The 25,254-nt window shown below is 44.2% G+C and carries 25 protein-coding genes; 4 read left to right on the top strand and 21 right to left on the bottom strand.

Going from position 1 to position 25,254, the window contains the following annotated elements:
* The 5 genes from NSQ26_RS04435 to NSQ26_RS04415 form a co-directional block, all read right to left on the bottom strand.
* Positions 1 to 933 (bottom strand): AAA family ATPase, encoded by a 933-nt coding sequence (locus tag NSQ26_RS04435; protein ID WP_090775103.1) that lies wholly within the window; start codon positions 931 to 933, stop codon positions 1 to 3.
* Between the two features lie 124 nt (positions 934 to 1,057).
* Positions 1,058 to 1,573 carry a GrpB family protein gene (locus NSQ26_RS04430; RefSeq protein ID WP_090775105.1) on the bottom strand — a complete coding sequence of 172 codons (516 nt, stop codon included), beginning with the start codon at positions 1,571 to 1,573 and terminating at the stop codon, positions 1,058 to 1,060.
* Positions 1,574 to 1,724: 151 nt separating this feature from the next.
* Positions 1,725 to 2,153, bottom strand: a complete 429-nt coding sequence (gene fosB, locus NSQ26_RS04425) for a metallothiol transferase FosB (RefSeq protein WP_090775106.1) — start codon at positions 2,151 to 2,153, stop codon at positions 1,725 to 1,727.
* A 26-nt stretch (positions 2,154 to 2,179) separates the two neighbouring features.
* Entirely contained in the window at positions 2,180 to 2,971 is a 792-nt protein-coding gene (locus tag NSQ26_RS04420; RefSeq protein ID WP_437182621.1) for a DUF817 domain-containing protein, read from the bottom strand.
* Positions 2,968 to 3,573 (bottom strand): TetR/AcrR family transcriptional regulator, encoded by a 606-nt coding sequence (locus NSQ26_RS04415; RefSeq protein WP_499719346.1) that lies wholly within the window; start codon positions 3,571 to 3,573, stop codon positions 2,968 to 2,970. Before NSQ26_RS04415 ends, NSQ26_RS04420 begins: the two co-directional genes overlap by 4 nt.
* A gap of 146 nt (positions 3,574 to 3,719) precedes the next feature.
* On the opposite strand from NSQ26_RS04415, the gene NSQ26_RS04410 reads away from it, so the two are divergent.
* Both NSQ26_RS04410 and NSQ26_RS04405 read left to right on the top strand, forming a co-directional pair.
* On the top strand, positions 3,720 to 4,610 hold the full coding sequence (locus NSQ26_RS04410) for an ABC transporter ATP-binding protein (protein ID WP_499719345.1): 891 nt from the start codon (positions 3,720 to 3,722) through the stop codon (positions 4,608 to 4,610).
* A 5-nt stretch (positions 4,611 to 4,615) separates the two neighbouring features.
* Positions 4,616 to 6,220, top strand: a complete 1,605-nt coding sequence (locus tag NSQ26_RS04405) for an ABC transporter permease (protein WP_499719343.1) — start codon at positions 4,616 to 4,618, stop codon at positions 6,218 to 6,220.
* 45 nt (positions 6,221 to 6,265) lie between these two features.
* Here NSQ26_RS04405 and hfq read toward each other — a convergent pair whose 3' ends face one another.
* From hfq to mutS, 5 genes are read right to left on the bottom strand one after another with little or no spacing between them, the layout of a single operon-like run.
* A complete protein-coding gene (hfq, locus tag NSQ26_RS04400; RefSeq protein WP_499719341.1) occupies positions 6,266 to 6,499 on the bottom strand; it encodes an RNA chaperone Hfq in 234 nt (77 codons plus the stop codon).
* Between the two features lie 43 nt (positions 6,500 to 6,542).
* Positions 6,543 to 7,472, bottom strand: coding sequence for a tRNA (adenosine(37)-N6)-dimethylallyltransferase MiaA (gene miaA / locus NSQ26_RS04395; protein ID WP_499719340.1), 930 nt, complete (start codon positions 7,470 to 7,472; stop codon positions 6,543 to 6,545).
* 15 nt (positions 7,473 to 7,487) lie between these two features.
* Positions 7,488 to 8,264 (bottom strand): class I SAM-dependent methyltransferase, encoded by a 777-nt coding sequence (locus tag NSQ26_RS04390; RefSeq protein ID WP_499719338.1) that lies wholly within the window; start codon positions 8,262 to 8,264, stop codon positions 7,488 to 7,490.
* A 13-nt stretch (positions 8,265 to 8,277) separates the two neighbouring features.
* Positions 8,278 to 10,140: a DNA mismatch repair endonuclease MutL gene (gene mutL / locus NSQ26_RS04385; RefSeq protein ID WP_499719336.1), complete on the bottom strand. Its 1,863-nt coding sequence runs from the start codon at positions 10,138 to 10,140 to the stop codon at positions 8,278 to 8,280.
* An 11-nt stretch (positions 10,141 to 10,151) separates the two neighbouring features.
* Complete coding sequence (gene mutS / locus NSQ26_RS04380; RefSeq protein ID WP_499719335.1) at positions 10,152 to 12,770, bottom strand: DNA mismatch repair protein MutS; 2,619 nt, start codon at positions 12,768 to 12,770, stop codon at positions 10,152 to 10,154.
* Between the two features lie 69 nt (positions 12,771 to 12,839).
* Between mutS and NSQ26_RS04375 the strand changes: the two genes are divergently transcribed.
* Positions 12,840 to 13,406 (top strand): hypothetical protein, encoded by a 567-nt coding sequence (locus NSQ26_RS04375; protein WP_499719333.1) that lies wholly within the window; start codon positions 12,840 to 12,842, stop codon positions 13,404 to 13,406.
* Between the two features lie 94 nt (positions 13,407 to 13,500).
* Here the strand turns inward: NSQ26_RS04375 and NSQ26_RS04370 are convergent, their stop codons facing one another.
* From NSQ26_RS04370 to miaB, 3 genes are all read right to left on the bottom strand, one after another.
* Positions 13,501 to 14,058, bottom strand: coding sequence for an outer spore coat protein CotE (locus tag NSQ26_RS04370; protein WP_499719332.1), 558 nt, complete (start codon positions 14,056 to 14,058; stop codon positions 13,501 to 13,503).
* Positions 14,059 to 14,409: 351 nt separating this feature from the next.
* Entirely contained in the window at positions 14,410 to 14,829 is a 420-nt protein-coding gene (locus NSQ26_RS04365) for a YlbF/YmcA family competence regulator (protein WP_090776171.1), read from the bottom strand.
* Entirely contained in the window at positions 14,826 to 16,379 is a 1,554-nt protein-coding gene (miaB, locus tag NSQ26_RS04360) for a tRNA (N6-isopentenyl adenosine(37)-C2)-methylthiotransferase MiaB (protein WP_499719330.1), read from the bottom strand. The genes NSQ26_RS04365 and miaB overlap by 4 nt, the downstream gene beginning before the upstream one ends.
* 252 nt (positions 16,380 to 16,631) lie before the next feature.
* Between miaB and NSQ26_RS04355 the strand changes: the two genes are divergently transcribed.
* Positions 16,632 to 17,441 carry a protein-glutamine gamma-glutamyltransferase gene (locus tag NSQ26_RS04355; RefSeq protein WP_090776169.1) on the top strand — a complete coding sequence of 270 codons (810 nt, stop codon included), beginning with the start codon at positions 16,632 to 16,634 and terminating at the stop codon, positions 17,439 to 17,441.
* Between the two features lie 46 nt (positions 17,442 to 17,487).
* On the opposite strand, the gene NSQ26_RS04350 is transcribed toward NSQ26_RS04355, so the two are convergent.
* The 8 genes from NSQ26_RS04350 to recA form a co-directional block, all read right to left on the bottom strand.
* Positions 17,488 to 17,748: a stage V sporulation protein S gene (locus tag NSQ26_RS04350; protein ID WP_090776168.1), complete on the bottom strand. Its 261-nt coding sequence runs from the start codon at positions 17,746 to 17,748 to the stop codon at positions 17,488 to 17,490.
* Between the two features lie 138 nt (positions 17,749 to 17,886).
* Positions 17,887 to 18,678: a TIGR00282 family metallophosphoesterase gene (locus tag NSQ26_RS04345; protein ID WP_090776167.1), complete on the bottom strand. Its 792-nt coding sequence runs from the start codon at positions 18,676 to 18,678 to the stop codon at positions 17,887 to 17,889.
* 45 nt (positions 18,679 to 18,723) lie between these two features.
* A complete protein-coding gene (gene rny / locus NSQ26_RS04340; protein ID WP_499719983.1) occupies positions 18,724 to 20,286 on the bottom strand; it encodes a ribonuclease Y in 1,563 nt (520 codons plus the stop codon).
* Between the two features lie 339 nt (positions 20,287 to 20,625).
* The gene (locus tag NSQ26_RS04335) at positions 20,626 to 21,291 is read right to left on the bottom strand and encodes an ATPase (protein ID WP_090776166.1); all 666 of its coding nucleotides are present in this window, start codon (positions 21,289 to 21,291) and stop codon (positions 20,626 to 20,628) included.
* Entirely contained in the window at positions 21,281 to 21,532 is a 252-nt protein-coding gene (locus NSQ26_RS04330; protein WP_090776165.1) for a hypothetical protein, read from the bottom strand. Before NSQ26_RS04330 ends, NSQ26_RS04335 begins: the two co-directional genes overlap by 11 nt.
* A gap of 14 nt (positions 21,533 to 21,546) precedes the next feature.
* Positions 21,547 to 22,962 carry an AAA family ATPase gene (locus NSQ26_RS04325; RefSeq protein ID WP_499719328.1) on the bottom strand — a complete coding sequence of 472 codons (1,416 nt, stop codon included), beginning with the start codon at positions 22,960 to 22,962 and terminating at the stop codon, positions 21,547 to 21,549.
* A complete protein-coding gene (locus tag NSQ26_RS04320) occupies positions 22,955 to 23,947 on the bottom strand; it encodes a metallophosphoesterase (protein WP_090776163.1) in 993 nt (330 codons plus the stop codon). Before NSQ26_RS04320 ends, NSQ26_RS04325 begins: the two co-directional genes overlap by 8 nt.
* Before the next feature lie 78 nt (positions 23,948 to 24,025).
* Positions 24,026 to 25,072 carry a recombinase RecA gene (gene recA / locus NSQ26_RS04315; RefSeq protein WP_090776185.1) on the bottom strand — a complete coding sequence of 349 codons (1,047 nt, stop codon included), beginning with the start codon at positions 25,070 to 25,072 and terminating at the stop codon, positions 24,026 to 24,028.
* Positions 25,073 to 25,254 lie beyond the last annotated feature (182 nt).

The raw sequence follows: 25,254 nt of genomic DNA, 5'->3' as shown, positions 1-25,254 counted from the left end.
TTATCGACTTGATAAGTCAAAATCTTCTAACCTTAGTTGTTGCAACGCTTGCTTTGTGTAATCATTTTGCTTCATGATTCGAACTGCCTGAAGACGAATGGCCTCCTCCATTAAATTGCGGATATAGCGACCATTGCTGAATGTATGGGCTTCTTCTTCAATGACACGCTTAATATGTGCGCGTACCCCCTTATATGCACTCTCTACTAATACATAATCGCGTTCTTTCGCCATATTACGCAACATGTCCATTAATTGATCCACTGTATAGTTTGGGAAAGTCACCGCAATAGGAAACCGCGAAGGCAAGCCGGGATTGAGTGACATGAAATAGTCCATTTCTTCACAGTAACCAGCAATGATTAATACAAACTCATTGGCTTTGTCTTCCATTCCTTTTACAAGTGTATCAATCGCTTCTTTACCAAAATCTTTCTCTCCGCCACGTGACAATGCATACGCCTCGTCGATAAAAAGGACACCGCCATTCGCCTGTTTGAGTACTTCACGTGTTTTTTGTGCAGTATGTCCAATGTACTCCCCAACCAAATCAGCCCGTTCTACTTCTAAAAAATGCCCTTTTGAAAGCACCTTCATATCATGCAAAAAAGATGCAATCAACCTAGCAATAGATGTTTTCCCCGTTCCTGGATTCCCTTTGAACACCATATGGAGTACTTGTTTTGTAACAAGTAAACCATGCTCTTTTCGACGCTCATTCACATAAATCCACGCGTATAACTCTTTAATAAGCGATTTAATCTCAGACAAACCGATAAAAGCTGAGAGCTTCTTTTCAAACCGAGCCAGCACCTCATGCTTCTCTTTTTCGTCTTCAGATACGAACCAATCTGTGCTCACTCGTTTGGTTGGCGCTTTATTCAAGACCACATTAATCCGTGCGCCCTCTCTCGCCTTTAGTGGATGGGTCACTCGCCTCCACCTCCTCGAACGACTCGTGCGCCCCACTGCTTACTTATAACAGTATACGCAAGCACAGTCCAAAACGTGACAAAAGCCTAGAAAACGTGCTCAAAAACATTTTGCCTCACACGCTTCACTGCATATACCACGCAAGTGCTGCAGCCTCCAGTTGTTGCACATGTTCATGTTTACCTGAAATATATGCAGTGATATTTGTAGGGTGCATTGCCGCAAGAATCCGTTTTAATTCGCCATACGCGTGCGCTTCCTTCGGGTGTGCACGTAAATAATCGCGTACTGCTAAATGGCGGCATACGTCCCTGCTGCCTGTTTCAAACACGTGTACGTGATGTGTACGCTGATCCCCACCCTTTTGAAAATAGCGTCGCCCCTCGATCCCGTTCTCTCCCTTTGCCTCATAGCCAATTTGCTTCATCGCTTCATTTAACTCGTCTACACGCACAATTGGTTCGTGCACCTCTATTAATACATCAATCACCGGCTTTGCTAACAGTCCGGGTACAGCTGTGCTTCCAATATGGTGACATGCAACGATGTGATTTGCAAAAATATGTTTTAATCGTACTGCTTCACATACAAATTGATCTATCCATGCTGTTTGATAAGGTGTGACGATCACTTGCCTCATATTCTTTTCTCCTTATGCTGTGATATAAACACCAAAAAGAAGCCACTGACATGGCTCCTTTCACGCTCAACCAACTGTCCAAGGATGATGCAAGCGCTTAAAAGTACTATACCACAATGTATGAATGTGTGAAAATAAATAGACACTTTGTTCAATCAATATTTGGAAACACCATATGCGGCTTTGTTTCTCGATAGTAAGCAAGCCGATCTTCCCGCGTACCTGTATGAAATTCAAACTTATGTCCGTCTGGGTCTGTAAAGTAAATGGACTTTTTATCACGCGCGTCGCGTGGTCGCCCGGAAAGCACAGTCGCCCCTGCCACAAGCAATCGCTCATACAACTGGTCTAACTCTTTTTCTGCGACCGAAAACGCAACATGTGTATAAGATGCACGAATCTCTTGACGCGGGATGTCTTTTTCCTCATTTAAAGCAAACCACATCCCATTTACATCAAAATAGGCTGTTTGATGCCCTTTTACTAACAATGTCGCCGAAAATACTTGCTCATAAAAATCAATTGAACGATGTAAGTCACTTACTGAAAAACAAAAATGATTTAGCCCTTGAATCGCCATCCGATCATCTCCTTTTATATAATGAATTACTTTTCACCACGCGATTGATGTTGTGAAGAGGTGAGCGCCTGTCCAAGTTTTACCCGTTTCAACTGCGCGACAATGATCACGCTAATGACACACAACAAAAACCATGAACTAATTTTACCGATGTGTACAAGCGACCATGTCGCCTCTTGATTCGGGTATTGCCATGCACCGTAGAATGTCGTAATATTTTCGGCAATCCAAATAAAAAACCCGATCAACAAAAACGACACCGTCAGTGGCATACGAAAGACCTTCCCATTCACACGGAAAAATACGACCGTCCGCAAAAACACAAGAATAAGTAATCCTTTCAGTAGCCAACGAGCATCCCAAACGAAGTGATGCGTAAAGAAATTTGCATAAATCAATACACATAAACTAACTGCATACAACGACCGTGGCCAGCCTGTCATTCGCAAGTCAAAGCGTCGCCATGCTTGACAAATATAACTTGCCACACTCGCATACATGAACCCACTATAAAGCGGCACCCCAAAAATCATACTATACGCCTCTTCTGGATACACCCAAGAGCCCATATGCACTTTGTAAATCTCAAGTCCTAAACCAATGAGATGAAACAGACAAATCACTTTCAGTTCATCCAACGTCTCTAACTTAAAATAAAGCATCGCGCCTTGCGCAAGCAAACACACGATCAAGATCAAATCGTAACGTGGTAAAAATGGGACACTGAACCATTGGCTGAATGCTAAAGTAAGAAAAATAATGACAGGAAACACACAGGAAAGTGCCTGTCCGTAACCAAAATATAGAAATGTCTTCACGATGTTGTGTTCCCTTCATCTCTACTCTTCCCGATCAAACCGTAAAAAAAGAGCTTTGTAATATCTTCAGTAAGCGGCAAAATCTTTTGATAGACTTCTTGTTGCCGCACACAGTCCCTCATCATTTCAAAATAAAAAAGAATGGCCTCATCTGAAATGGTCGGATCAATATAGCCATACGCTCTCCCCTCAGCTAACAAGACATGCCAGTGCTTCATGATTTTCTCTTGCATAAAAGTTTCCAACTGCCCTCCCTGCTTGACATATTCTTTCATCATATAATGATAAAACTCTTCATTAATTTTTTGTGAAATCTCTATTTTGTAAGCCATCATTTGCTTCATTTTTTCTGGGAATGCTTGATCACTGTAAACAATGTCCACAAACATTTGCGCTGATTCTTCCATCATTGCTAAGATCACTTCATAAACAAGACGATGTTTATTTTTGAAATAATTATAGATGGTTACTTGTGACACGCGCGCCTCTTGCGCAATTTCTGTGATTGCCACTTTTTGCACACCATATGCCATGAATAACTTCTTCGCAGCCGCAATAATTTGTTGTTCTTTTTTTGCTCTCCTTCGGGCAAATCCATCCATCCTTCACTCACCTCCATCTTATTGTAAGGAAAAACGCCCTGAAAAACAACGAAAAACTTGACTCATAACTACTTGCCACCGACATACATATTGTATATTATGAAGTATATATAGTTAAAAAGTTCATAACAAAGGAGGGCGCAAACATGCCCGTATTGGAAACGAAAGACTTAACAAAACAATTTGGCACAACCCACGCATTAAATGGCGTTAATATGCAAGTTGAGCATGGGGAAGTCTACGGATTTATCGGACCTAATGGTGCGGGAAAGTCAACAACCATTCGTATTTTACTCGGGATGTTAAAAGCTTCTTCAGGAGAAGCGACCATCTTTGGGAAGAATGTTTGGAAAGATGCCGTGGATATTCATAGACGTATCTCCTATGTGCCTGGTGATGTCAATTTATGGCCAAATCTAACTGGCGGCGAAGTAATCGATTTTTTATTAAAGCTACGTGGCAAAGCACGGACAACTCGCGTGCAACAACTTATTGAACAGTTTCAGTTAGACCCTACAAAGAAATGTCGTACTTATTCAAAAGGAAATCGGCAAAAGGTCGCTTTAATTACGGCATTTGCCGCAGACAGTGATTTGTATTTGCTCGATGAACCAACATCCGGTCTTGATCCGTTGATGGAACGTGTCTTTCAAGATTGTGTTCAATCTGCCAAGCAAGAAGGCAAAAGTATCTTACTCTCCTCTCATATTTTGTCCGAAGTTGAACGTTTGTGTGACCGTGTCGCCATTATTCGCCAAGGGCAAGTCATTGAATCCGGTACCCTGGCCCAATTACGGCATTTGACACGCATTCATGTGACGGTCGAGACGCAAGAGCAAATACCCGCATTGCATGAACAAAGTGGTGTTTATGAGATTGACGCCCACGGCCATACAGCATCCTTTTATGCGGATGAAACCGCGCTGGATACGGTCATGCGCTACATCAGCTCATTTGGTATTTTGAAGCTGCAAAGCACGCCACTGACATTGGAAGACTTATTTATGCGGCACTACAACGATGCAGGGGAGGCATGATCGTCATGTGGACAGAAAATTTCCATGCAACTGGCCGTCTCATGCGCTTCATCTTGCGTCGCGACAGGCTCCGCATCCCTATTTGGCTTGTTTCAATCATCGCAATCACTTTCCTCACCGCTTCTTCCCTTGCACAATTATATCCTTCTGACGAGGAACGCCAGACAATCGCAGAGACGATGAATAATCCAGCGATGATTGCAATGGTTGGACCGGGGTATGGACTGGATCATTATACAGAAGGTGCGATGATGGCCCATCAAATGTTGCTCTTTACAGCAGTTGTTGTCGCGATCATGAATATTTTGCTTGTCGCTCGTCATACCCGCACCGAAGAGGAAGAAGGTAGAACCGAACTTCTCCGCTCGCTCCCAGTCGGTCGACTGGCGAATGTAAGCGCCACACTCATCGTGCTACTGCTCACAAATATCGCCTTGGCCAGCGGGGTTAGCCTCAGCTTACTTTCCTTACAAATTGATAGTATCGATGCAGCTGGGTCCTGGATTTATGGGAGCGCACTCGGTGCAACTGGCTTTTTCTTCGCCGCGGTCACAATCATCTTTGCACAGCTATGTGAAAGTGGTCGGGGAACAATCGGCCTCCCATTTGCCTTCCTAGGTGCCGCCTTTTTACTACGTGCCGTTGGTGATGTTTCAAATGAAACATTGTCGCTTTTTTCTCCACTAGGTTGGACCGTGGCCGTCGAAGCTTTCGTCACCAATCATTGGTGGCCGATTTTTCTACTAGGTGGCACAGCAATTGTATTCGCTGCTCTCGCGCTCACACTATATACCACTCGAGACTTTCAAGCTGGCTTTTTTCCGACACGGCGTGGTAGAAGAACGGCTTCACACTGTCTATCTGGACCATTCGGCCTCGCTTTTAAGCTCCAACGAACAGCGATGATCTCATGGTTCATTGGACTGTTGATTCTCGGTGTTTCTTACGGTTCCATTTTTGGCGATTTAGAAAGCTTTTTTGAGAGCAATGAAATGATCTCGGAGTTACTCCCGATCACAAGCGAGTTTTCATTATCTGAATCGTTTTTGGCAAAGATCATGTCGCTGATCGCGATCTTCTCGACCATCCCAGGTATTTTACTTGCAACAAAACTCAAATCAGAGGAAAATCAAGCCCGCAATGAACCGCTACTGACGCATGCGATCTCGCGATTGAAGTTAATGGCGACGTATAGCACTTTAGGGCTCGTCGGTAGCATCGTCATGTTAGGTGCTGCAACATTCGGTTTGGTCATCAGTATGCAAGCGGTCGTCGAAGATCCGATGACAGTCGGTAGCGTGATACAAGCTGCGGCTGTTTACATCCCGGCAATGTGGATTGTCATTGCGGTTACCATTGGCGTCATTGGTTTTCGCCCGCAATTTTCATGGCTCATTTGGTTATACCTTGGCTTCTCGTTTTTCGTGATTTATTTAGGAGACTTGTTGAGTGTCCCAGAATGGATTCAATCGCTCTCACCATTTGGTCATGTCCCACAAGTGCCCATCGAAGACGTCAGTCTCATATCAACGCTAATCCTTTCTGCAATCTGTATCGTGCTCATCACCGCCGGGCACATCGCTTATCGAAAACGTGACTTGACTGGCTGAAACCATTGAAAAACCGAGCAGCTCAAGTTTGCTCGGTTTTTCATTTTATTCATCTGATCCATTATTTAGTTGGATATTTTTTTGCGGGGCGAAAGTTGAAATCGCATGCTTATAAACGAGCTGTTGTCGTCCTTCTGTTTCAATCATGACGGTAAAATTATCGAATCCTTTAATGTGCCCACGTAATTGAAACCCATTTAACAAAAATACGGTAACGGGTACATTTTCTTTTCTCAATTGATTCAAAAACTGGTCTTGAATGTTCACTGATGCTTTCATACGGAAAACCCCTCTCTCTGTATATACAATCATCTGTATGAACTTATTCGTGCTCGTAAGACAATTTTCCTTCTATAAAAGCAAATATTTTTTCAAAGACCCGCGCTGGCTCGTCTTCATCCATATGAAACCACACTGCTTCACTCCGGTTCCGAAACCAGGTCAATTGTCGCTTTGCATAGCGCCGAGAGTTTTGCTTCAACTGGGCAACTGCTTCTGCCAAAGATACTTCGCCATCTAAATACTGATACAATTCTTTATAGCCGATCGCCTGGATCGACTGCCCGCGGATGCCTTCTTCATGTAATTGTCTCACTTCTTCTAACAATCCCGCCGTCATCATCTCATCGACGCGCTGATTAATCCGTTCATACAAACGCTCCCGTGCCATCGTCAAACCGATCATGATCACTCGCTCCGTTGCGGGTGCTTGTTCTTGTGCGGAATACGGTTTTCCTGTCACATGAATAACTTCCAGCGCACGAATAACCCGCCGCGAATTATTCGGATGAATGCGTTGTGCGGCCGCCATGTCTTGCTCAGCTAAACAAGCATGTAACGCTGCTTCCCCGTGTGCCTTGGCGTATGCCTCCATCCGTGCCCGGAAATCTGGATCACTACTCGCCTCATTAAAATCAAGTGCATGCGTAATTGCTTGCACGTATAGCCCTGTTCCACCGACAAGAATCGGTCGCTTTCCCCGTTCACGAATATCATCGATCACCACCCGCGCTTTTTCTTGAAACGAAGCAACCGTCCACGACTCACTTGGCTCCAGTACATCAATCAAATGGTGCGGTACTCCGTGCATCTCTTCAAATCGTACTTTCGCTGTACCAATGTCCATTCTTTTATATACTTGCATTGCATCACCACTGACGACTTCGCCTGCAAATCTCTGCGCCAATTGAATCCCTAGTGCTGTTTTTCCAACTGCGGTTGGTCCAACGACCGCAATCAATGTTTTTGTCATACATAAACTTCCTTTCTATACCTTTAAAACACCATACTGAAAAGACGCACGCAAACGACGACGGATCGTATATCCATAACGAGCAAACTGCTCGCTTCCTCTATGATCTTTTAATACAATGGCCCGCCGCGCCACACGTCTAGCTTCGGTCATCATCACATCATCCAACGGGGCTCCATGCGCAAAGGCGCGTAATCCTGCAATGCCGGGGGAAGCGACCGCTACTTGAAACATCGGGTCAAAATAAATGACATCAATGCTGCGATCAGGGCACTGCTGCAAGTAAGATGTGCTTTTAGCGCAAACAACTTCAATTGTTCGCATCGCCTTCGTAAAATCATCCAAATAATCGCCATCTGCCCACGACTGTAACCCTTCACGCACAATGAAGGCAACACGCGGATCGGCTTCTACACCAATCACACGTCCCTTTGGTCCCACCGCAAGTTGTGCCATTACTGCGTCGGCAGCCATGCCAAGTGTCCCATCTAAAAAAGAATCGCCCGCCCGTAAATCTGCGGCCTCAATGAGTGGATCGCGCTTCGTGTGACGCCATTGCTTGTAACGAACAAGGGCCGCATTCGGGTGATAAAAGAACGGTTCGTGGACACCTTGCTTATGTAATGACAATTTCTCCGCTCCAACAACCAATACTTCTGAATCGACCTGTTCAAAAAGTGACTGGAGAGAACGGTCCTCTCGTGGAACAAGAGGAACCGCCAATGTCTCAGCATATTTTTTTGCTTGTGCAATAAACGTGTGCGCTTGCTTACGTGCTGTTGTCACAATCATCTTCGGTGCTCCTCTACATGACCCGTTTAAACATTTTTTCTAATTCATAGGTTGAAAAATGGATGACCACTGGACGTCCGTGTGGGCACGTAAATGGTTCTTCACAACGTTGCAATGTTTCAAGCAGCTGCACCATTTCATCATCTCGTAAATGATGGTTCGCTTTGATCGCCGCTTTACAACTCATCAGGATGGCCGCTTCCTCACGTAAATCAGCAATACTTACTTGTTTTTGCGATAGAAGTTGTGCGACCATTTCACGAATCAGTGACTCGATTTCCGCACTTGGAAACCAAACAGGGTGTGCGCGTACAATAAAAGTATTTTTCCCAAAAGCCGTTAAAAACACGCCGACCGCTTCTAGTTTTTCGATTGACTCTGTAATGACTAACGTCTCTCGGTTTGTGAATTCCATTGTTAACGGCGCGAGCATCGCTTGCGTTTCAGGTGCGACTTCCGCTAGTTTGGCGCGAAAATATTCATATTTAATTCGTTCCTGCGCAGCATGCTGATCAATTAAATACATTCCTTGTTCATTTTGGGCAATAATGTATGTCCCGTGAACTTGGCCAACGGGATAAAGCGTTGGCAATAACGACGTAGCTCGGTCTGGTTGAGCCAACTGTTCATCGGTCGTCACCGCAATCTCTTGATCAGCATTCTCTTTGTCTTCCTCTAGCAACGGTGTTTTAACTTGTTGCACTGGCTCTGCCACCGGTAAGGGTGTGCTTTCATATAGAGAAGCTGTTTCTTGCACCGCACGAGGTATTTCTGGCTGCGGTTCGTATGCAAGTTGCTGCTCCTGTTGCGGAGGGGCAGAAAACGACAATGACAATTGCTTTTCTCCTGCTTGTTTCTTTTCTAGTGACTGCTTTGTCGGTTCCGGAATGAGCGCCTCGGCCCGTAACGCTTGTTTAATGCTCGTCGTAATCACTTCTGACAACGCTTCTTCCTTACTCAGCCGTACTTCTAATTTTGCTGGATGCACATTTACATCAATGAGGATCGGATCCATTTTAAGTTGAATGACCGCAATTGGATAACGACCAATTGGTAAAAGGGTATGAAACCCTTGTTGAATCGCCTGTGCCAATTTGAAATTGCGAATGTAACGTCCATTAATAAACAGCGACATATACTGACGACTCGCTCGCGTCAACATCGGTCTCGCGATATAGCCAGTAATCTCATAATCAAGTGATGTACCGTCAATCTTGATCATTTCATGCGCGGTGTTGCGACCATACACTTGGGCAATCACTTGCCGCAGGTCGCCATTGCCACTTGTTTGTAAAATCGTTTTCCCGTCACTCACGTACTGAAAAGAAATCCCCGGATAGGCCAACGCCATCCGGTTGATGACATCACTGATATGACCCGCTTCCGTCGAGACAGTTTTCAAATACTTTAATCGTGCCGGTGTGTTATAAAACAAGTCGGTGACGCAAATAGTTGTGCCACGCCGGGCTTCCGCAGGGCCGTGCTTCACCTCTTTGCCACCTTCAAGCAAAATACACGCGCCTGCGCCCCCTGTACTTGACTGCAGCTCGACACGGGCAACCGAAGCAATACTCGGCAACGCCTCGCCTCTAAAGCCAAGCGTACGAATGGTAAATAAGTCACGGTCAGACTGGATTTTCGACGTGGCATGCCGGGCAAATGCCAAGCCAATCTCTTCAGCTGCAATGCCTATACCATTGTCTACGATGCGAATGGATTGCAGCCCACCTTCTACGATCTCAACTAAGATTTGCGTACTCTTGGCATCAATCGCATTTTCTACTAGTTCCTTTACAATGGAGGCAGGACGCTCGACCACTTCGCCAGCGGCAATTTTATTTGATAACGTTGCGTCGAGTTGCTGAATTGTCGCCATCGGCTCCCTCCTTATTTACGGTACTTTTTTAATTGTTTTTGCCACGCATGAATCCGTTCAAGTGCTTGAAACGGCGTAACATGCAGTAAATCAACATCACTCATCTCATCAAGCACCGCTTTTTCACCAGCTTTAACCGCACGCTTTTCTTTCCGTTCTGCCACTTCATCTGTTTGAAAAAGTGGCAATTGCACCGGTGTATACTCGGCGACCTCTTCTGTAACAGCTGCCACTTCTTTTGTCGCCAATACCGGTTGCTCAAATGTTTGCAAAAGCGTACGTGCTCTCTCTGTCACTGCATCGGGTAGTCCCGCAAGCTTGGCAACGTATACCCCATAACTCCGGTCAGCAGCGCCTTCAATCACTTGATGTAAAAACACAACGTCTTCATCTTTTTCGGCAACCGCAACATGGACATTTCGTAAGGTCGGCAAAGACTCTGCGAGCGTCGTTAGCTCGTGATAATGCGTTGAAAACAACGTCTTCGCACCAATGTGTTCATCGATATACTCAATAATCGCTTGTGCCAGTGCCATCCCATCATACGTTGATGTCCCGCGCCCGATTTCATCGAGAATAATCAGGCTTTGTTTTGTAGCTTTCATCAGTGCATCTTTTGTTTCGAGCATCTCGACCATGAACGTACTTTGCCCACTCGCTAAGTCATCTGCCGCACCAATACGGGTAAAAATTTGGTCAAAAATTGGGAGTGCCGCACTTGTTGCCGGTACGAAACTACCAATTTGCGTCATCACAACTGTTAACGCTAGCTGACGCATATATGTACTTTTTCCACCCATGTTCGGGCCAGTGATTAATAACATGTCCCGCGAGCCCGTTAAATCAATATCATTTTGCACGTAGCTCCCTCGCTGAATAACCGTCTCAACAACTGGATGACGCCCACCTTCAATCGTCACATCACGTGTATCATTGAGATGTGGGCACACATATTGGTTCGCCTCCGCGACGACGGCAAAGCTTGCCAACACGTCCATTTCACTCACATGATGGGCAAATCGCTGTAAATGTGGCACATACTCCGCTACTTCTTTTCGCACATTTGTAAATAACTCGTATTCAAGCTCTACCATCTTTTCTTCCGCTCCAAGAATGAGCGCTTCTTTCTCTTTCAATTCTGGTGTTACGTACCGTTCGGCATTCGTTAATGTTTGTTTACGCTCATAACGCCCTTCTGGAATGAGGTGTGTATTCGCTCGCGTCACTTCAATATAATAGCCAAACACTTTGTTGTACCCGACTTTTAAAGAACGAATCCCCGTCTGCTCCCGCTCCTTTTGCTCTAACGCAGAGATCCACTTTTTTCCGTCGCGACTTGCAGCCCGGTACTGATCTAACTTTTCAGAGAAGCCCGTAACGATTAAACCACCGTCTGTCACAGACGTTGGCGCGTCTTCGGAAATGCTTGAATCAAGTAATGTAACGAGCGTTTGAAATGACTCAACCTCACCAAACCACCGGGTGAGAAAAGACCCGTCAATCCGCGCTGCTTGTTGTTGTAACTCGGGAATCTTCATTAATGATCGCTTTAATTGTACGAGCTCACGCGCATTCACATGTCCACATGACACGCGTGCAGCAAGGCGCTCAATATCGTACACTTCTTTCAATGCATCTCGCAAAGCTTCGCGCTCAAAATAATGATCAAGAAATAATTGCACCATTTGCTGACGTGCTTCGATTGTTGACTGGCGCATAAGGGGTCGTTCTAGCCATTTGCGTAAAAGACGCCCGCCCATCGCAGTCATCGTTTGATCGAGTACAAACAACAATGAACCACGTTTCTTCTTATCTCGCAATGTTTCGGTCAGTTCCAAGTTTCGTTTCGCATGTTCATCCATTTTCAAATAAGCATCCGCCGGTACATATACGACTTGCTGCAAATGATTGAGCGCTTGTTTCTCAGTTGCCAATAAATAATGGAGCAAGCGCGCAAACGCCGCATGTAAAACGGGCTCATCAATATGTGCTATAAGCGCATCATATGCTGCTATCTTCTCCGCCTTCTCTTCAATCGACACAACAACGTGCGCTTGCTTTTGCAGTTGTTCTTGTAGTCTTGCAGGGAAATCTGGCGGCAAAATCGCTTCTCGAGCCCGACTGGCCACAATCTCTTCATATAGCTCGTCCCAATCACCAGCCCCAGGCGTCACCGACACTTCCCCGGTTGACACATCACAACGCAACAGTCCATATGCCTTTGTCTTATCTAATGCCACCGACACAATATAATGGTTTTCTTTCGCCCCTATTTGCTTATCATTCATCCATGTTCCCGGTGTTAACACTTTTGTTACTTCGCGCTTGACAACACCTTTGACTGATTTTGGATTTTCTACTTGCTCACAAATCGCGATCTTATAGCCTTTTTCAATTAACGTCGCCATGTAGCCATCCGCTGAATGGTGCGGGACACCACACATCGGAATTGCGTCCTCACCTTTTCCGCGACTTGTTAAAGTAATCTCCAACTCACTAGCTGCTCGCTTTGCATCCTCATAAAAAAGCTCATAAAAATCTCCTAACCGAAAAAAGAGAAATGCATCTTCATGTTGGCTCTTAATCTTTAAATATTGTTTCATCATCGGTGTTTGTGCTTGTTGTCCCATACTAACCTCCGATATCATTATCCTGTTTCTTACTCTATCATGCCATACACTGAAGAAGAGGGCAACATGATGAAAGCTACTGGGCCTACTGGGCCTACTGGACCTACTGGATCTACTGGACCTACCGGACCTACTGGACCTACTGGACCTACTGGACCTACTGGACCTACTGGACCTACGAGGGGATCAGTCATTACGAGTTTTATCACAGTAGGTGCAACAGACGCTTCACAAACTGTTGCTCATAACGGTACCGTTACGTTCAATGTCATGGATACCAATAACCTTGGAACAGACATTTCTTTTACACCACCAAGCCAAGGAGTTACTTTAAATACTGCTGGTACGTATTTAATCTTTTTCACAACAAATGCAGCTCATACGCCAGGTAATGGTAACCTCGCCTTTGAACTATTTAATCAAACAGCCAATGCAGTTATACCAGGTTCTCGAAATGCTATAAACAACGTTGGAGTTGGAGCAACTAACGCTCGTCTAACGTATATGGCCATGACAGTCACAGTTGCCGCTGGGCAAGAAATCAGGTTAAGGCAAACTTCTAACGATTCAAATGTCATATTTTCAGACGGCACCCCTCAGTACGCTGCACAAATGACGATTATTAAGCTTGACTAACTAACAAAAAATTCAACAAACCTCCTTGCCATCTTTCGCAAAGGTGTCTTTGGCCATATAACAAAAAAGCTTGCCCGCAAGCAAGCTCATTCTCCTATCTCTTATGTTGCATAAAATGTGGATCAATTTGTTCAAAATCTTCTTCTTCTGTCACTTGGTCCACTGGGTATTCTTGAATCAGTCCGTCTGGATTGACTGCAACCGCAACCTTCGTCTCTCCGACACACTCAACAATAAAATCGCGTTCCACTTGCACTTCAACCGTCTTTCCGTCTTCAGAAATTGTTGCTTCTAACGTATTTGGTTGCTGCACAGCTTTCGCGACAACCTCAAGCTCTTCTGAAATCACATTTTCGTCTTTCATCGTGAGAGGGACAATCTCAGTGTAAGATACCGTTTGTGTGGCCACATCTGTTTTTGTATTGTTCACAAACGAATACCACACATTAATGTCATATGTCCCGCTGACTTCAACTGTGTCTCCACGCTTATTTGCTTTATAAGTGTGGTTAATAATCCAACACCCTAAAATACTTGTGGGCACCTCTCCTGGTTGAATATGATGTGTCGCTTCTGAGAATTTTCGCCCCTTACCACAGACAGCTCGCGTAATGATTTCGCGATAACTTGTTTCACTTCTCGGCTTCGCCATTCCATTCCCTCCATTTTTACAAATTAGCATTGACCATGTGTACAAATGATTTTTCTTACGTCTCCAGATGTCTTTTACGCAAGAAAAATAGAGAAGAAAAACACTCATTCATACTGCGAGAACACCCTATACCTCAAGATGGTCTCTGACGGGGATGCAAAATCTTTCGCAAAACCCATACTACTCCGGGGTGTTCTCCTACGGGGATTCAAAGCCTTTCGCTGATGTTTACGGAGAAAACCCCTACGTTACCAAGCTATGACGGACATGGAGAGTTTAGACGTGGAATTAGGGACTTTTCTTTATAAGAAAAAGCACAGTGCTCATAATAGAGCAACTGTGCTTTTTCTCTTAACACGGGTGGAACGGGGATTTTGTAGTTGTTCCTCGCATCAAGTCTCCATCCGACGAACGAATAATTTCATCTGTGACCGTCCTTGAAATGATGTGGGTAATCATTTGAAGCAACTCATTGACATCTGTCTGACTTTGTTTGAACTCTTGGACAAGTGGTATTTGATCGATCTCGTCGTGTAATGAATCAATCTTTTCTTCTACTTGCTTCAAAGCTTCTGTTTTCCCATAGTGCTTCAGATTAACCGCTTCTTTTTGATAACGTTTAATTTCAGCAATCATCTCCTGCACACGCAAATGTTCATTAATTTGCTTTTCTGCACGTTTAAAAAAGTCCACTTCCTCCGTTGCTGCAAGCATCTTTGCTAGTTCCCTTGCTTTCTCTTTCACTTCATCTCGCGTATATTGCTCGCTCATCTCGCACGCTCCTCTACTTGTACCGACACCATTTCTCCATCAAGTGACCATGTTTTTGCTTCTGTTACGCGTACATAAACAATCTCACCAATGACCGATTTTGGACCAATGAAATTCACAAGCCGGTTTGTTCGTGTGCGTCCCGCAAGGACGTCTGGATTCTTTTTACTTTCACCTTCTACGAGCACTTCAACCACCTTATCTTGATAAGCAAGATTATGTTTGCCTGAAATCTCATTTACCAGTGCATTTAAGCGCGCCAATCGTTCTTTCTTCACATCCATTGGGACGTTGTCTTCCATCCGTGCAGCGGGTGTGCCTTCACGTGGTGAATAAATGTACGTGTAAGCCGCATCAAACTCAATTTCTTCCACCAATGACAACATATCTTGAAATTGTTCCTCTGTCTCATTCGGAAAACCAACAATTAAATCCGTCGTAAATGATGCATTTGGAATCGCCGCTTTAATTTTGTTAGCGAGTATAATATACGCTTCTCTCGTATACTTCCGTCCCATTAACTTTAAAATATCAGAGTTACCGTGTTGTACTGGCAAATGGATGTGCTCGACTAAATTGCCTCCTTGCGCGAGCACATCGATAAGATGATCATCAAAATCACGTGGATGACTTGTTGTGAAACGGACACGAGGGATATCAATTTTATGAATGGCATCCATGAGGTCACCGAGCCCACCGTGATCACCAGGTAAGTCTTTACCGTACGCATTGACGTTTTGTCCAAGTAACGTCACTTCTTTATATCCTTGACGTGCTAAGTCCCGCACTTCAGCGATAATGTCCTCCGGCAAGCGGCTCCGTTCTTTCCCACGGGTGTAAGGGACGATACAGTACGTGCAAAACTTATCACAGCCATACATAATGTTCACCCAAGCTTGCGTTTTATTTTGACGGACACGTGGCATATTTTCAATAATGTCACCTTCTTTTGACCACACTTCTACAACCATCTCTTTACTAAAAATAGCATCTTGCAACAAATGCGGTAAGCGGTGAATGTTATGCGTCCCGAAGATTAAATCAATATGTTGATGCTTTTGGAGAATGCGGTTCACAACCGATTCTTCTTGTGACATGCAGCCACACACACCAATCACGAGCTCCGGCTTTTCACGTTTCAATGGTTTTAAATGGCCAATCTCTCCAAACACTTTATTTTCGGCGTTCTCCCGAATTGCACATGTGTTTAACAAAATAACATCTGCCTCTGTGGTTTCCGTCGTTTCTTCAAAACCCATATCATGCAACAATCCCGACATGTTCTCTGAGTCATGCACATTCATTTGACAACCGTACGTACGAATAAGAAATTTTTTACCGACACCGAATTTTTGTAGTGGTTCAGGCACAACACTTTCTGGACGCAATACTTGTACATCCTCACGCTTCCGCTTTCGACCTGCCCGATAATTTGGCTGATCGTAAATGGCGATTTCTCTACCTTTAATTTTAATGACTTTTTTCTCGTCATCTTCAGAGACAATTTTCGCATCGCTAAAGTCAAAATACTGACTGTAATCTTTTGTCACAAGTGCTCAACTCCTTCTTCCTGTCCAACATGCAAATATCACGCGCCAACTGTTAGCCAGTGCTAACGTCTGGCCCCTAACATCTGAACCATCATTTTAAAAAACGACTCTTGTTATTATACGATAAACCTAGGAGTGAAATCAAATCAAGCTTTCTAATAGCCGGTCACCTTTCATTTCCTCCATTCATATAATAATACGGAATAGGCTGGACTTGATTTCTTTATGTCAGCTTGAAAGGAGTCGCGCACCATGATTGAGATTGCTGGTAAACCGGTAAAAACAACACCACCACAACTTAGTTTGTCTTCACATGAAAAAGCAATCTTACAAAGCCTCATGTCAACACATGTCACATACCAATATGATTCACTTGCACAACTAAGTTTCGAGATTGCTTTACGCAGAAATATTGTCGCCGCATCCTATTTAATGATGAATAGCGGTGCTGGATTCACAGCATTCGCATACTCCCGCTGCAACCCTTACTTTTTTCGGCGGTTAGCCAATGGTGGTTTTTTACTTCATCCACATGTGAATGCTGCCGATGCCATTGATGACATTTTCCGAAACGGTCATGCGTACGATTTTGAATGTGCAACAGCCATTATTATTCTTTTTTATAAAGCGGTACTGGATTCCATTGATCGTGCCTCATTTAACCGTTTGTTTCGTAACTTATATCTTTACTCGTGGGAGCATGATGCAGCCCTTAACCTTGTAACAACCAAAGGCACAGATTTTGTCATCGGTGATTGTGTCTATTTTAACAACCCCGACTTTGATCCCAATAATGATGTATGGCGGGGAGAAAATACAATCAAATTAGAATGGGATTTGTACTTCGGACACGGTATTGCAACAAAAACAGCAGCACAAGTCATTGCGCACTTAAATTCCCAGCGCCGACCTGGGGCAACGCGCTCTGCTTATTTATTAGCGCAAGTAACAAGATTGAACTTTACCTTTGTTCGTACTTTCTCAGAAACAGGATATACACCACGTACAGGTTTAGATCAGCTTGTTGTCAGAACAGATAAACAGCATGTCCATTTATATTAAAAAACGAAGGAACGCCTTCCTTTTTAGGGCATTCCTTCGTTTATCATTACCTCGGCTCGATGATGAGCTTAATCGCCGTGCGCTCCTCCCCATCTATTTGGATATCGGTAAACGCCGGCACACACACAAGGTCGATACCGCTGGGCGCTACAAATCCTCGGGCAATGGCAATGGCTTTAATCGATTGGTTTAACGCGCCTGCGCCAATGGCTTGAATCTCCGCTGAACCACGTTCACGAATGACACCTGCCAAAGCACCTGCAACTGAATTTGGTGTAGACTTTGCTGAAACCTTTAAAACATCCATTCCTATTCCTCCTCGTATCAACTTGAGACAGCGCACAAAATCATTGTAGCCAGCTACGCATGAATGACGAAAACTCCCCTCATACGAGCGCCTTATCTCATGTTTACGATTTGAAAGGAATAAATATGCCGGTCATTTTTAAAGAAGGGGATGATCATCGTCTACTTGAATTCGCATGACTTTTTTTGCTTTCCCTGTCTTGTCATCAAAGTCTATCACAACGCCATTCAGTTGAGCGCGACCTTCAGCCACTTCAAAACGTGCGGGTAAGGTCGTTAAAAACTTATGTAGGACCGCTTTTTTGTCCATCCCTAAAATCCCATCTCTTGGACCCGTCATGCCAACATCGGTTAAATAAGCAGTCCCTTCCGGTAAGATTCGCTCATCAGCCGTTTGTACATGCGTATGTGTTCCAACAACCGCGGTCACTCGACCATCTAGGTACCAACCCATTGCCTGCTTTTCGCTTGTTGTCTCAGCATGCATATCAACAAAAATAATTGGTGTCTCTTTTTGAATGTGCACAAGAAGTTGGTCCACTGCATGAAATGGACAATCAGCTGGATTCATAAATGTTCGACCTAACAAATTGATGACCGCAATTTTATATTCATTGACCTTCATTATGCGATATCCAACGCCAGGCGTACCTTCAGGGAGATTGGCAGGACGTACTAGCCATTTGGCTTCATCAATAAAGGAAAAAATGTCGCGGTTGTCCCAAGCATGATTTCCTAGCGTGACCATTTGCGCGCCATCGTCCAAAAATTCCTTGTAAATTTTCTCTGTAATCCCTCTACCGTGCGCTGCATTCTCGCCGTTAATGACCGTAAATGTTGGGCGGAATTTTTGTTTTAATGACTTTAAATATGTATGAACCATTTGCCTTCCCGGTGCACCAACAACATCACCGATAAACAATATTCTCACATCATCCCTACTTTCTCTTAAAAAAATAAAGTGGCTCACGCCACTTTATTTTGCATATTCGACTGCACGTGTTTCACGAATCACTGTGACGCGAATATGACCCGGATAATCAAGCTCTTGCTCAATTTTCTTCGTAATATCGCGCGCTAGCTTATGCGCCAACGTGTCATCAACAACATCTGGACGAACCATAATGCGCACCTCACGTCCTGCTTGAATTGCAAACGTCTTTTCAACACCCTCAAATGACTCAGAAATTTCCTCAAGTTTTTCGAGCCTGCGAATGTACGTTTCAAGTGTCTCACGACGTGCACCTGGGCGTGCTGCTGACAAGGCGTCTGCGGCTGCCACAAGGGTTGAAATAATTGATGTTGCTGCCGTATCACCATGGTGCGAAGCAATCGCGTTAATGACAACAGGGTGCTCTTTATACTTCGTTGCGAGTTCTACGCCAATTTCAACGTGGCTACCCTCCACTTCATGATCAATCGCTTTTCCAATATCATGTAGTAAGCCAGCACGTTTAGCAAGCTTCACGTCTTCTCCAAGCTCCGCAGCCATGATCCCTGTTAAATGAGCCACTTCAATTGAATGCTTCAACACATTTTGACCATAACTCGTACGGAAACGAAGCCGACCTAAAATCTTAATGATGTCGGGATGTAGTCCGTGAACACCGACTTCAAACGTCGTTTGTTCACCGTATTCACGAATCGCCTCATCAACTTCACGTCGAGCCTTATCAACCATTTCTTCAATTCGTGCTGGGTGAATTCGTCCATCTTGTACTAATTTTTCTAGTGCTGAACGAGCAATTTCACGACGAATTGGATCAAATCCGGATAAAATTACTGCCTCCGGTGTATCATCAATGATCAAGTCAATGCCTGTCAACGTCTCAAGCGCACGAATATTACGGCCTTCGCGACCGATAATCCGCCCTTTCATCTCATCATTCGGTAAACTAACAACCGAGACTGTTGTCTCAGCAACGTGATCCGCTGAACAACGTTGTAGCGCCAAAGATAAAATTTCTTTTGCTTGTCTGTCCGCTTGTTCCTTTGCTTTGGTGACACTTTCTTTTATCAAAATCGCTGACTCATGTGCCACTTCTTGTTCAATCTCTTTACGCACAGCTGCTCGCGCCTCGTCACGTGTCAATCCCGCTATCCGTGTCAACTCTCGTTTTTGCTCGGCCAAGAGGTGATTCATCTTACTTTCCATCTCTTCAACTTGTCGTTGTTTTTTGGCGAGAGATCCCTCCCGTTTTTCTAACGATTCTTCTTTTTTGTCGAGAGTTTCGCTTTTTCGATCGAGAATCTCTTCTTTTTGAACCAAACGATGCTCTTGTTTTTGAATTTCATTTCTTCGCTCGCGCACATCATGCTCAGCTTCACTGCGAAGCTTATGAATTTCATCTTTGACTCCCAAAATTGCTTCTTTTTTGTTAGTCTCAGCCTCTCGCTTCGCATCCATGACGATTTGCTTCGCTGCATGCTCAGCACTCGTTATTTTTGCTTCAGCAAGTGATTTTCGAACAAGATATCCAACAACTGCAAAGAATGCAGAGAAAGCAAGTATTATGAGGATGAGCGTTAAGGCATTCATTTCAAAAACTGCCATCATTCCACCTCCCTTGCTATCCAATTGTTGGGCTTTACTATAACCACATTTCAATAACACATTTACATCCACGCTACAGCATAAAAGAACGATGCGCGACGTTTAACGAAGCATTGTTCTTCCTATCCTGGTCTATGGCACTTGGCACTCATTTAAAATAAAAATGGGTAACCAACAATCTTTTATAGAATACAGCAATGAGATGCGATGGCACACGATAAATAGAAGTGGCGTCTTCATATCATTCCAACTTATCAGTGTCAACATCCAAAAACATCTATTGACTGCATCGTTATCTTATTTTACGTGGCATATTGGACAATGTCAAGCATGGATGATTTCCTCCAGCTCACTCAAGCCACTCTCCTGCATTGTCACGAGAAAAGAACGGTCACCAGATTCTGTCAAATGTTGGTTGTGCGTGATCATGACAATTTGACGCCCGAATGTTGTAGAGAGTGACTTTAGGAATTCATACAAGTGATACGTGTACTCTCCAGACACATGCTTGCCTGGCTCGTCTAGTAGTAATGGTCCCTCTTGTCGTGGCTCTGCTGTCTCCATCAAAGCGACACGTAATGCAAGTGAAACAATATCAACAACGCCACCTCCACGAGCATCTTGGGGTTTGGTCTTCACTTCAATCCCTTCATAATCTGAAACGACATACATCTCTGCAACAGCACGACTTCCATGCTCTTCTAATTCAATGTGAAACGAAATATACGGACCAAATACGTATTGCAACGCACTTGTGACAATTTGTTCCATTTGTTGCTTTGCTTGCTTTCGCGCATACTCAGCAGACTGCTGCAACAAGAGCCTTGCCTTTTCATATGTGTCTAAAATTGTATAGTCTTCTTCAAGTGATGCTGCTGCTTGTTCTAGCTGCTCTTGCAACAAGCGCCGTTTTTCATCTAAACGCACCCATTGATCACGAGCCATTTGCAAAGAATTAGCGAGAGAGGCAAACGACTTTTCATGATTCATGATTCACCAATTCCTTTGGAATAAGTGCCCATGCCTCTTCCATCGAACGCTCAATTTCCGCACCCAGCCTTGAAATTTCCATCTCTAAGTCCTCCGGTTTCACACCTAGCTCCTCTAGCTCTGCTAGCAACCGTTGCTTTTGATTTTCTAGCTCCTCCAACTTTGCTTCTGCACGATAACGAACATCCTTTGCTTTATCAATTGACTGCTTCATTCTTTCTAAGTCTTGTTCCACTTTCATGACGCTTGACCTCCTCAGTCATTTTCAATTGCTTGTCCACATGTCGGACACACACCGAGTGTGTTCAGTTTTTCTTGGTAACGTGCGAATAATTTTGCTTCTTCTTCTTTTTTCGCCGCAACAAACGCTCTACCTTCATCAAGTCGTCTTTGCAATTCAGTTAACGACTTTTCACACGTTTGTAAAGTGAGCAATCTTTGCATCGCGCCTGTCACATCATTTAATTTATTCGTTGCTGCGCTAATATGATCGTCATCGACTTCCATCTGTCTCGTCACTGTCATTTCTTGATCAACCATTTTCCACTGCTTTTGTAATCGCAATAACTCAGCATGTCGTCTAGCTTGTGCACTGATGTCTTGCAAATGAGCCGTGCTCAATTGCGCCACGAAATGTGTTTGGCTTACTGCGTGCAAACATGTTTGCTCATCTTGCTGTAGTTTCTTCATCTGTGCTTGCGTATGTTCAAGCTGCTTTCTTCGCTTCACATGAAGTGATAACGTCTCATGGGTTGTATAGGCAACATCAATTTCTGCTGTCTTTTTCAACCATTCTTGTAACGACTTCTCTTTGGTCATCATCTCTTTCCAATGTACATAGAAACGTTGCAACTGTCGTAAATGAGTTTGCTTTTGTTGTATGTGTTCATAACGACGTTCCCAACGTGGTAACGCCTCAACTTTTGCAAGCGCTGCTTCTGTCTCGACCATCAATTTCTCGTGCGCTTGCATACGACTTTGAAGCAATTCGAGGCGGTCATGTTTCGTTTGTAATTCTTTTGCCTTTTGTAAGCAGCGAAAACCACGGTCTAACTTTTCCTTTGCATTGTCTAAAAAATGAAACGGTTCAAGCGATGTTTTCAACGTCTCCGCATCTTGTTCTTTCTTCTTTGTTTGTTGTTGTAATGTATATACATCTTTTGTCACATCACGAATGGCCATGTCCAAATAATGCGCACCGCTCATGCGCCCAATTGCTTTTGCACGCAATGACCCTGTCTGCTCTAGCAAAAAAGGGCCTTCTAATTGACCAGACATTTGCAATGGCCATTCATGATCACGATCAATTCGAAATGGACGCATCCCGTGCGCCTGTAGTACTTCTTCTGGCACTTGCGATCCAAATCCTTCTAACACCATCTCTTCACGATCAGGCTTTCTAATGATATAACGATTTTTTGAACTTGTTCGCTCGCGTATGAGCAGCGTACCATCTGCAAATGTTAACGTCACTCGAACAAAATCTGCATTGACCCGAAGAAAATCCGTTCCTCGCGGCTGATTAAATAACGCCCAACGTACCGCTCGCAACACGGCTGTTTTCCCACTATCAGATTGTCCGACAATGACATTTAATCCTTCGTGCAGAGAAATACTCGTATCTAAATGAGATTGAAAGTTTTCCAAGCGTACTTCTAAAAGATTACTCATGCTCTGCCACCTCCCACCGCTCTTGCACGGTCGTCACACGTCGCAGCGCTTCTTCCTTTATATGATTTTCCACATCTGACACCGACGCAATTTCATCAATGATATCATTCATATTTAATGTTCGGAAATTTGCTTGTGCCCGCACTTGCTGCGCAAACGCATGCAATTGCTTCTCTTGATGGCTTGCTTTTTCGACATACACGCGATCCAGTACATCCTCGCCGTGCTTCGCCACTGTCAATTCACGTTCTTCTAATGTTATCCCTTCTTTTGTGACACGGCCAATGATCACTTTTGGTATACGCGCCATTTCCGTCCAATGATTGTTCACACGTGCAATCGCACCTGGGTTACAAATAAACTTGCCATCTCGCTCTTTGATCCCAAATCCACTATGAAAATGCCCGGTTAACACGATATCAGCTGTCGTCGACCATATGTGATCAACAAGTGTATGCGGCACACCTTCTGGCAAGGCTTTTTCAACGAGCATACTATGTACTAAATGAACGAGCACGTCAGCCTCCGTCTCGTTGTTAGGATAATAATCGAGCTTTGGATCACGAATATCTAAATCATAATGGTACGGTTGACCAGAAATTTGCATGCGCACACCTGATCGTTCGAGGACAACCGGCGCTTTTGGGTGCAATAACTTCATCACACCTACTGCATCAAGCAGCCCGAGCATCGTTCGTGACACCGTATCTGGGTTATGCCCAAACGTATCGTGATTGCCGGCGATTGTATATATTGGCGCAGGCGCTTGGAAAAACAACGGGGCAAATTCACTAACGACACGTGGAGACAGGTCTGGTCGGTCAAACACATCTCCGCCATGCAGGAGCACATCCACTTGTTCCTCTTGCGCAATGCTCATCACTTCAGTAATTTTTTCTTTTAATGTTTCTGAAAAGGTGTCACGCCGGTTTTTCGGTGTGGTCCCACGAATATGTGTGTCTGTAAAGTAAAGAAACGTAATCATCTATTAATCTCTCCTATCTCACACTTCACACAAGAGGAAGAAGCTACCCAAAAAACGGGCAGCTTGACTCTTAAATATTTACTCTACTGGAAGTGGTGTATCCTCGACACTTTGTTCAAGTGCCCCATCAGACTTTTTTGTATCAAGCCCGTGATGTGCGCGAATGGATTGGTCAATCTCTGCTGCAACATGCGCGTTTTCACGTAAAAACTGCTTTGCATTTTCACGCCCTTGACCGAGACGATTTCCTTGGAAAGAATACCACGCGCCACTTTTTTCGACAATGTCAAGGTCAGCACCAATATCCAAAATCGACCCTTCTCTTGAAATTCCTTCACCGTACATAATATCTACTTCTGCTACACGAAATGGTGGGGCAACTTTATTTTTCACCACTTTAATTTTCGTCCGATTACCAATGATCTCGTTTCCTTGTTTCAAAGACTCTGCCCGACGTACTTCGAGACGAACCGAGGAGTAAAACTTGAGGGCACGTCCTCCAGGAGTCGTTTCTGGGTTTCCAAACATGACACCAACCTTTTCACGGATCTGGTTAATAAAGATAGCGAGTGTTCTAGATTTGTTAATGGCCCCAGATAATTTTCGTAAAGCTTGGGACATCAGACGTGCTTGCAAACCGACATGCGCGTCACCCATCTCTCCTTCAATCTCCGCTTTTGGTACAAGCGCCGCTACACTATCGACAACAATAATGTCTAATGCCCCACTACGAACAAGTGCCTCAGCAATCTCAAGTGCTTGTTCGCCTGTGTCTGGCTGCGATAATAACAATTCGTCAATATCCACGCCTAATTTACTTGCATAGTCGGGATCTAACGCATGTTCAGCATCAATAAAAGCAGCTTGACCTCCATTACGCTGCACTTCTGCAATTGCGTGAAGTGCGACTGTCGTTTTTCCAGATGACTCCGGTCCATAGACTTCAATGACCCGTCCTTTTGGATAACCACCTACCCCTAAGGCGATATCAAGCGCCAACGTACCACTCGATACGGTTTCAACTCGTCTCTCTGCTTGCTCACCAAGTTTCATAACCGATCCTTTACCAAATTGCTTTTCAATTTGCCGTAATGCCATGTCTAATGCCTGTTTACGCTCACTCATGTTATTGCTGTTATGTATAAACGTCCACATTATACATAACAGTACACCACCCTTCTGTTTCTGAATGAATGATTATCGAACGCTTACGCTAGAAATCCTTCTGTTACTATCATACCTTGTTCTTGACGATCAGACAATAGGCAGAGGAACATTTATTCGTATGTTTACAAAAAGAAGACATC

Source organism: Bacillus sp. FSL W7-1360, from assembly GCF_038592975.1.
Taxonomy (GTDB): Bacteria; Bacillota; Bacilli; order Bacillales; family Bacillaceae_D; genus Shouchella; species Shouchella lonarensis.
This window is presented reverse-complemented; position numbering and strand designations above follow the sequence as displayed.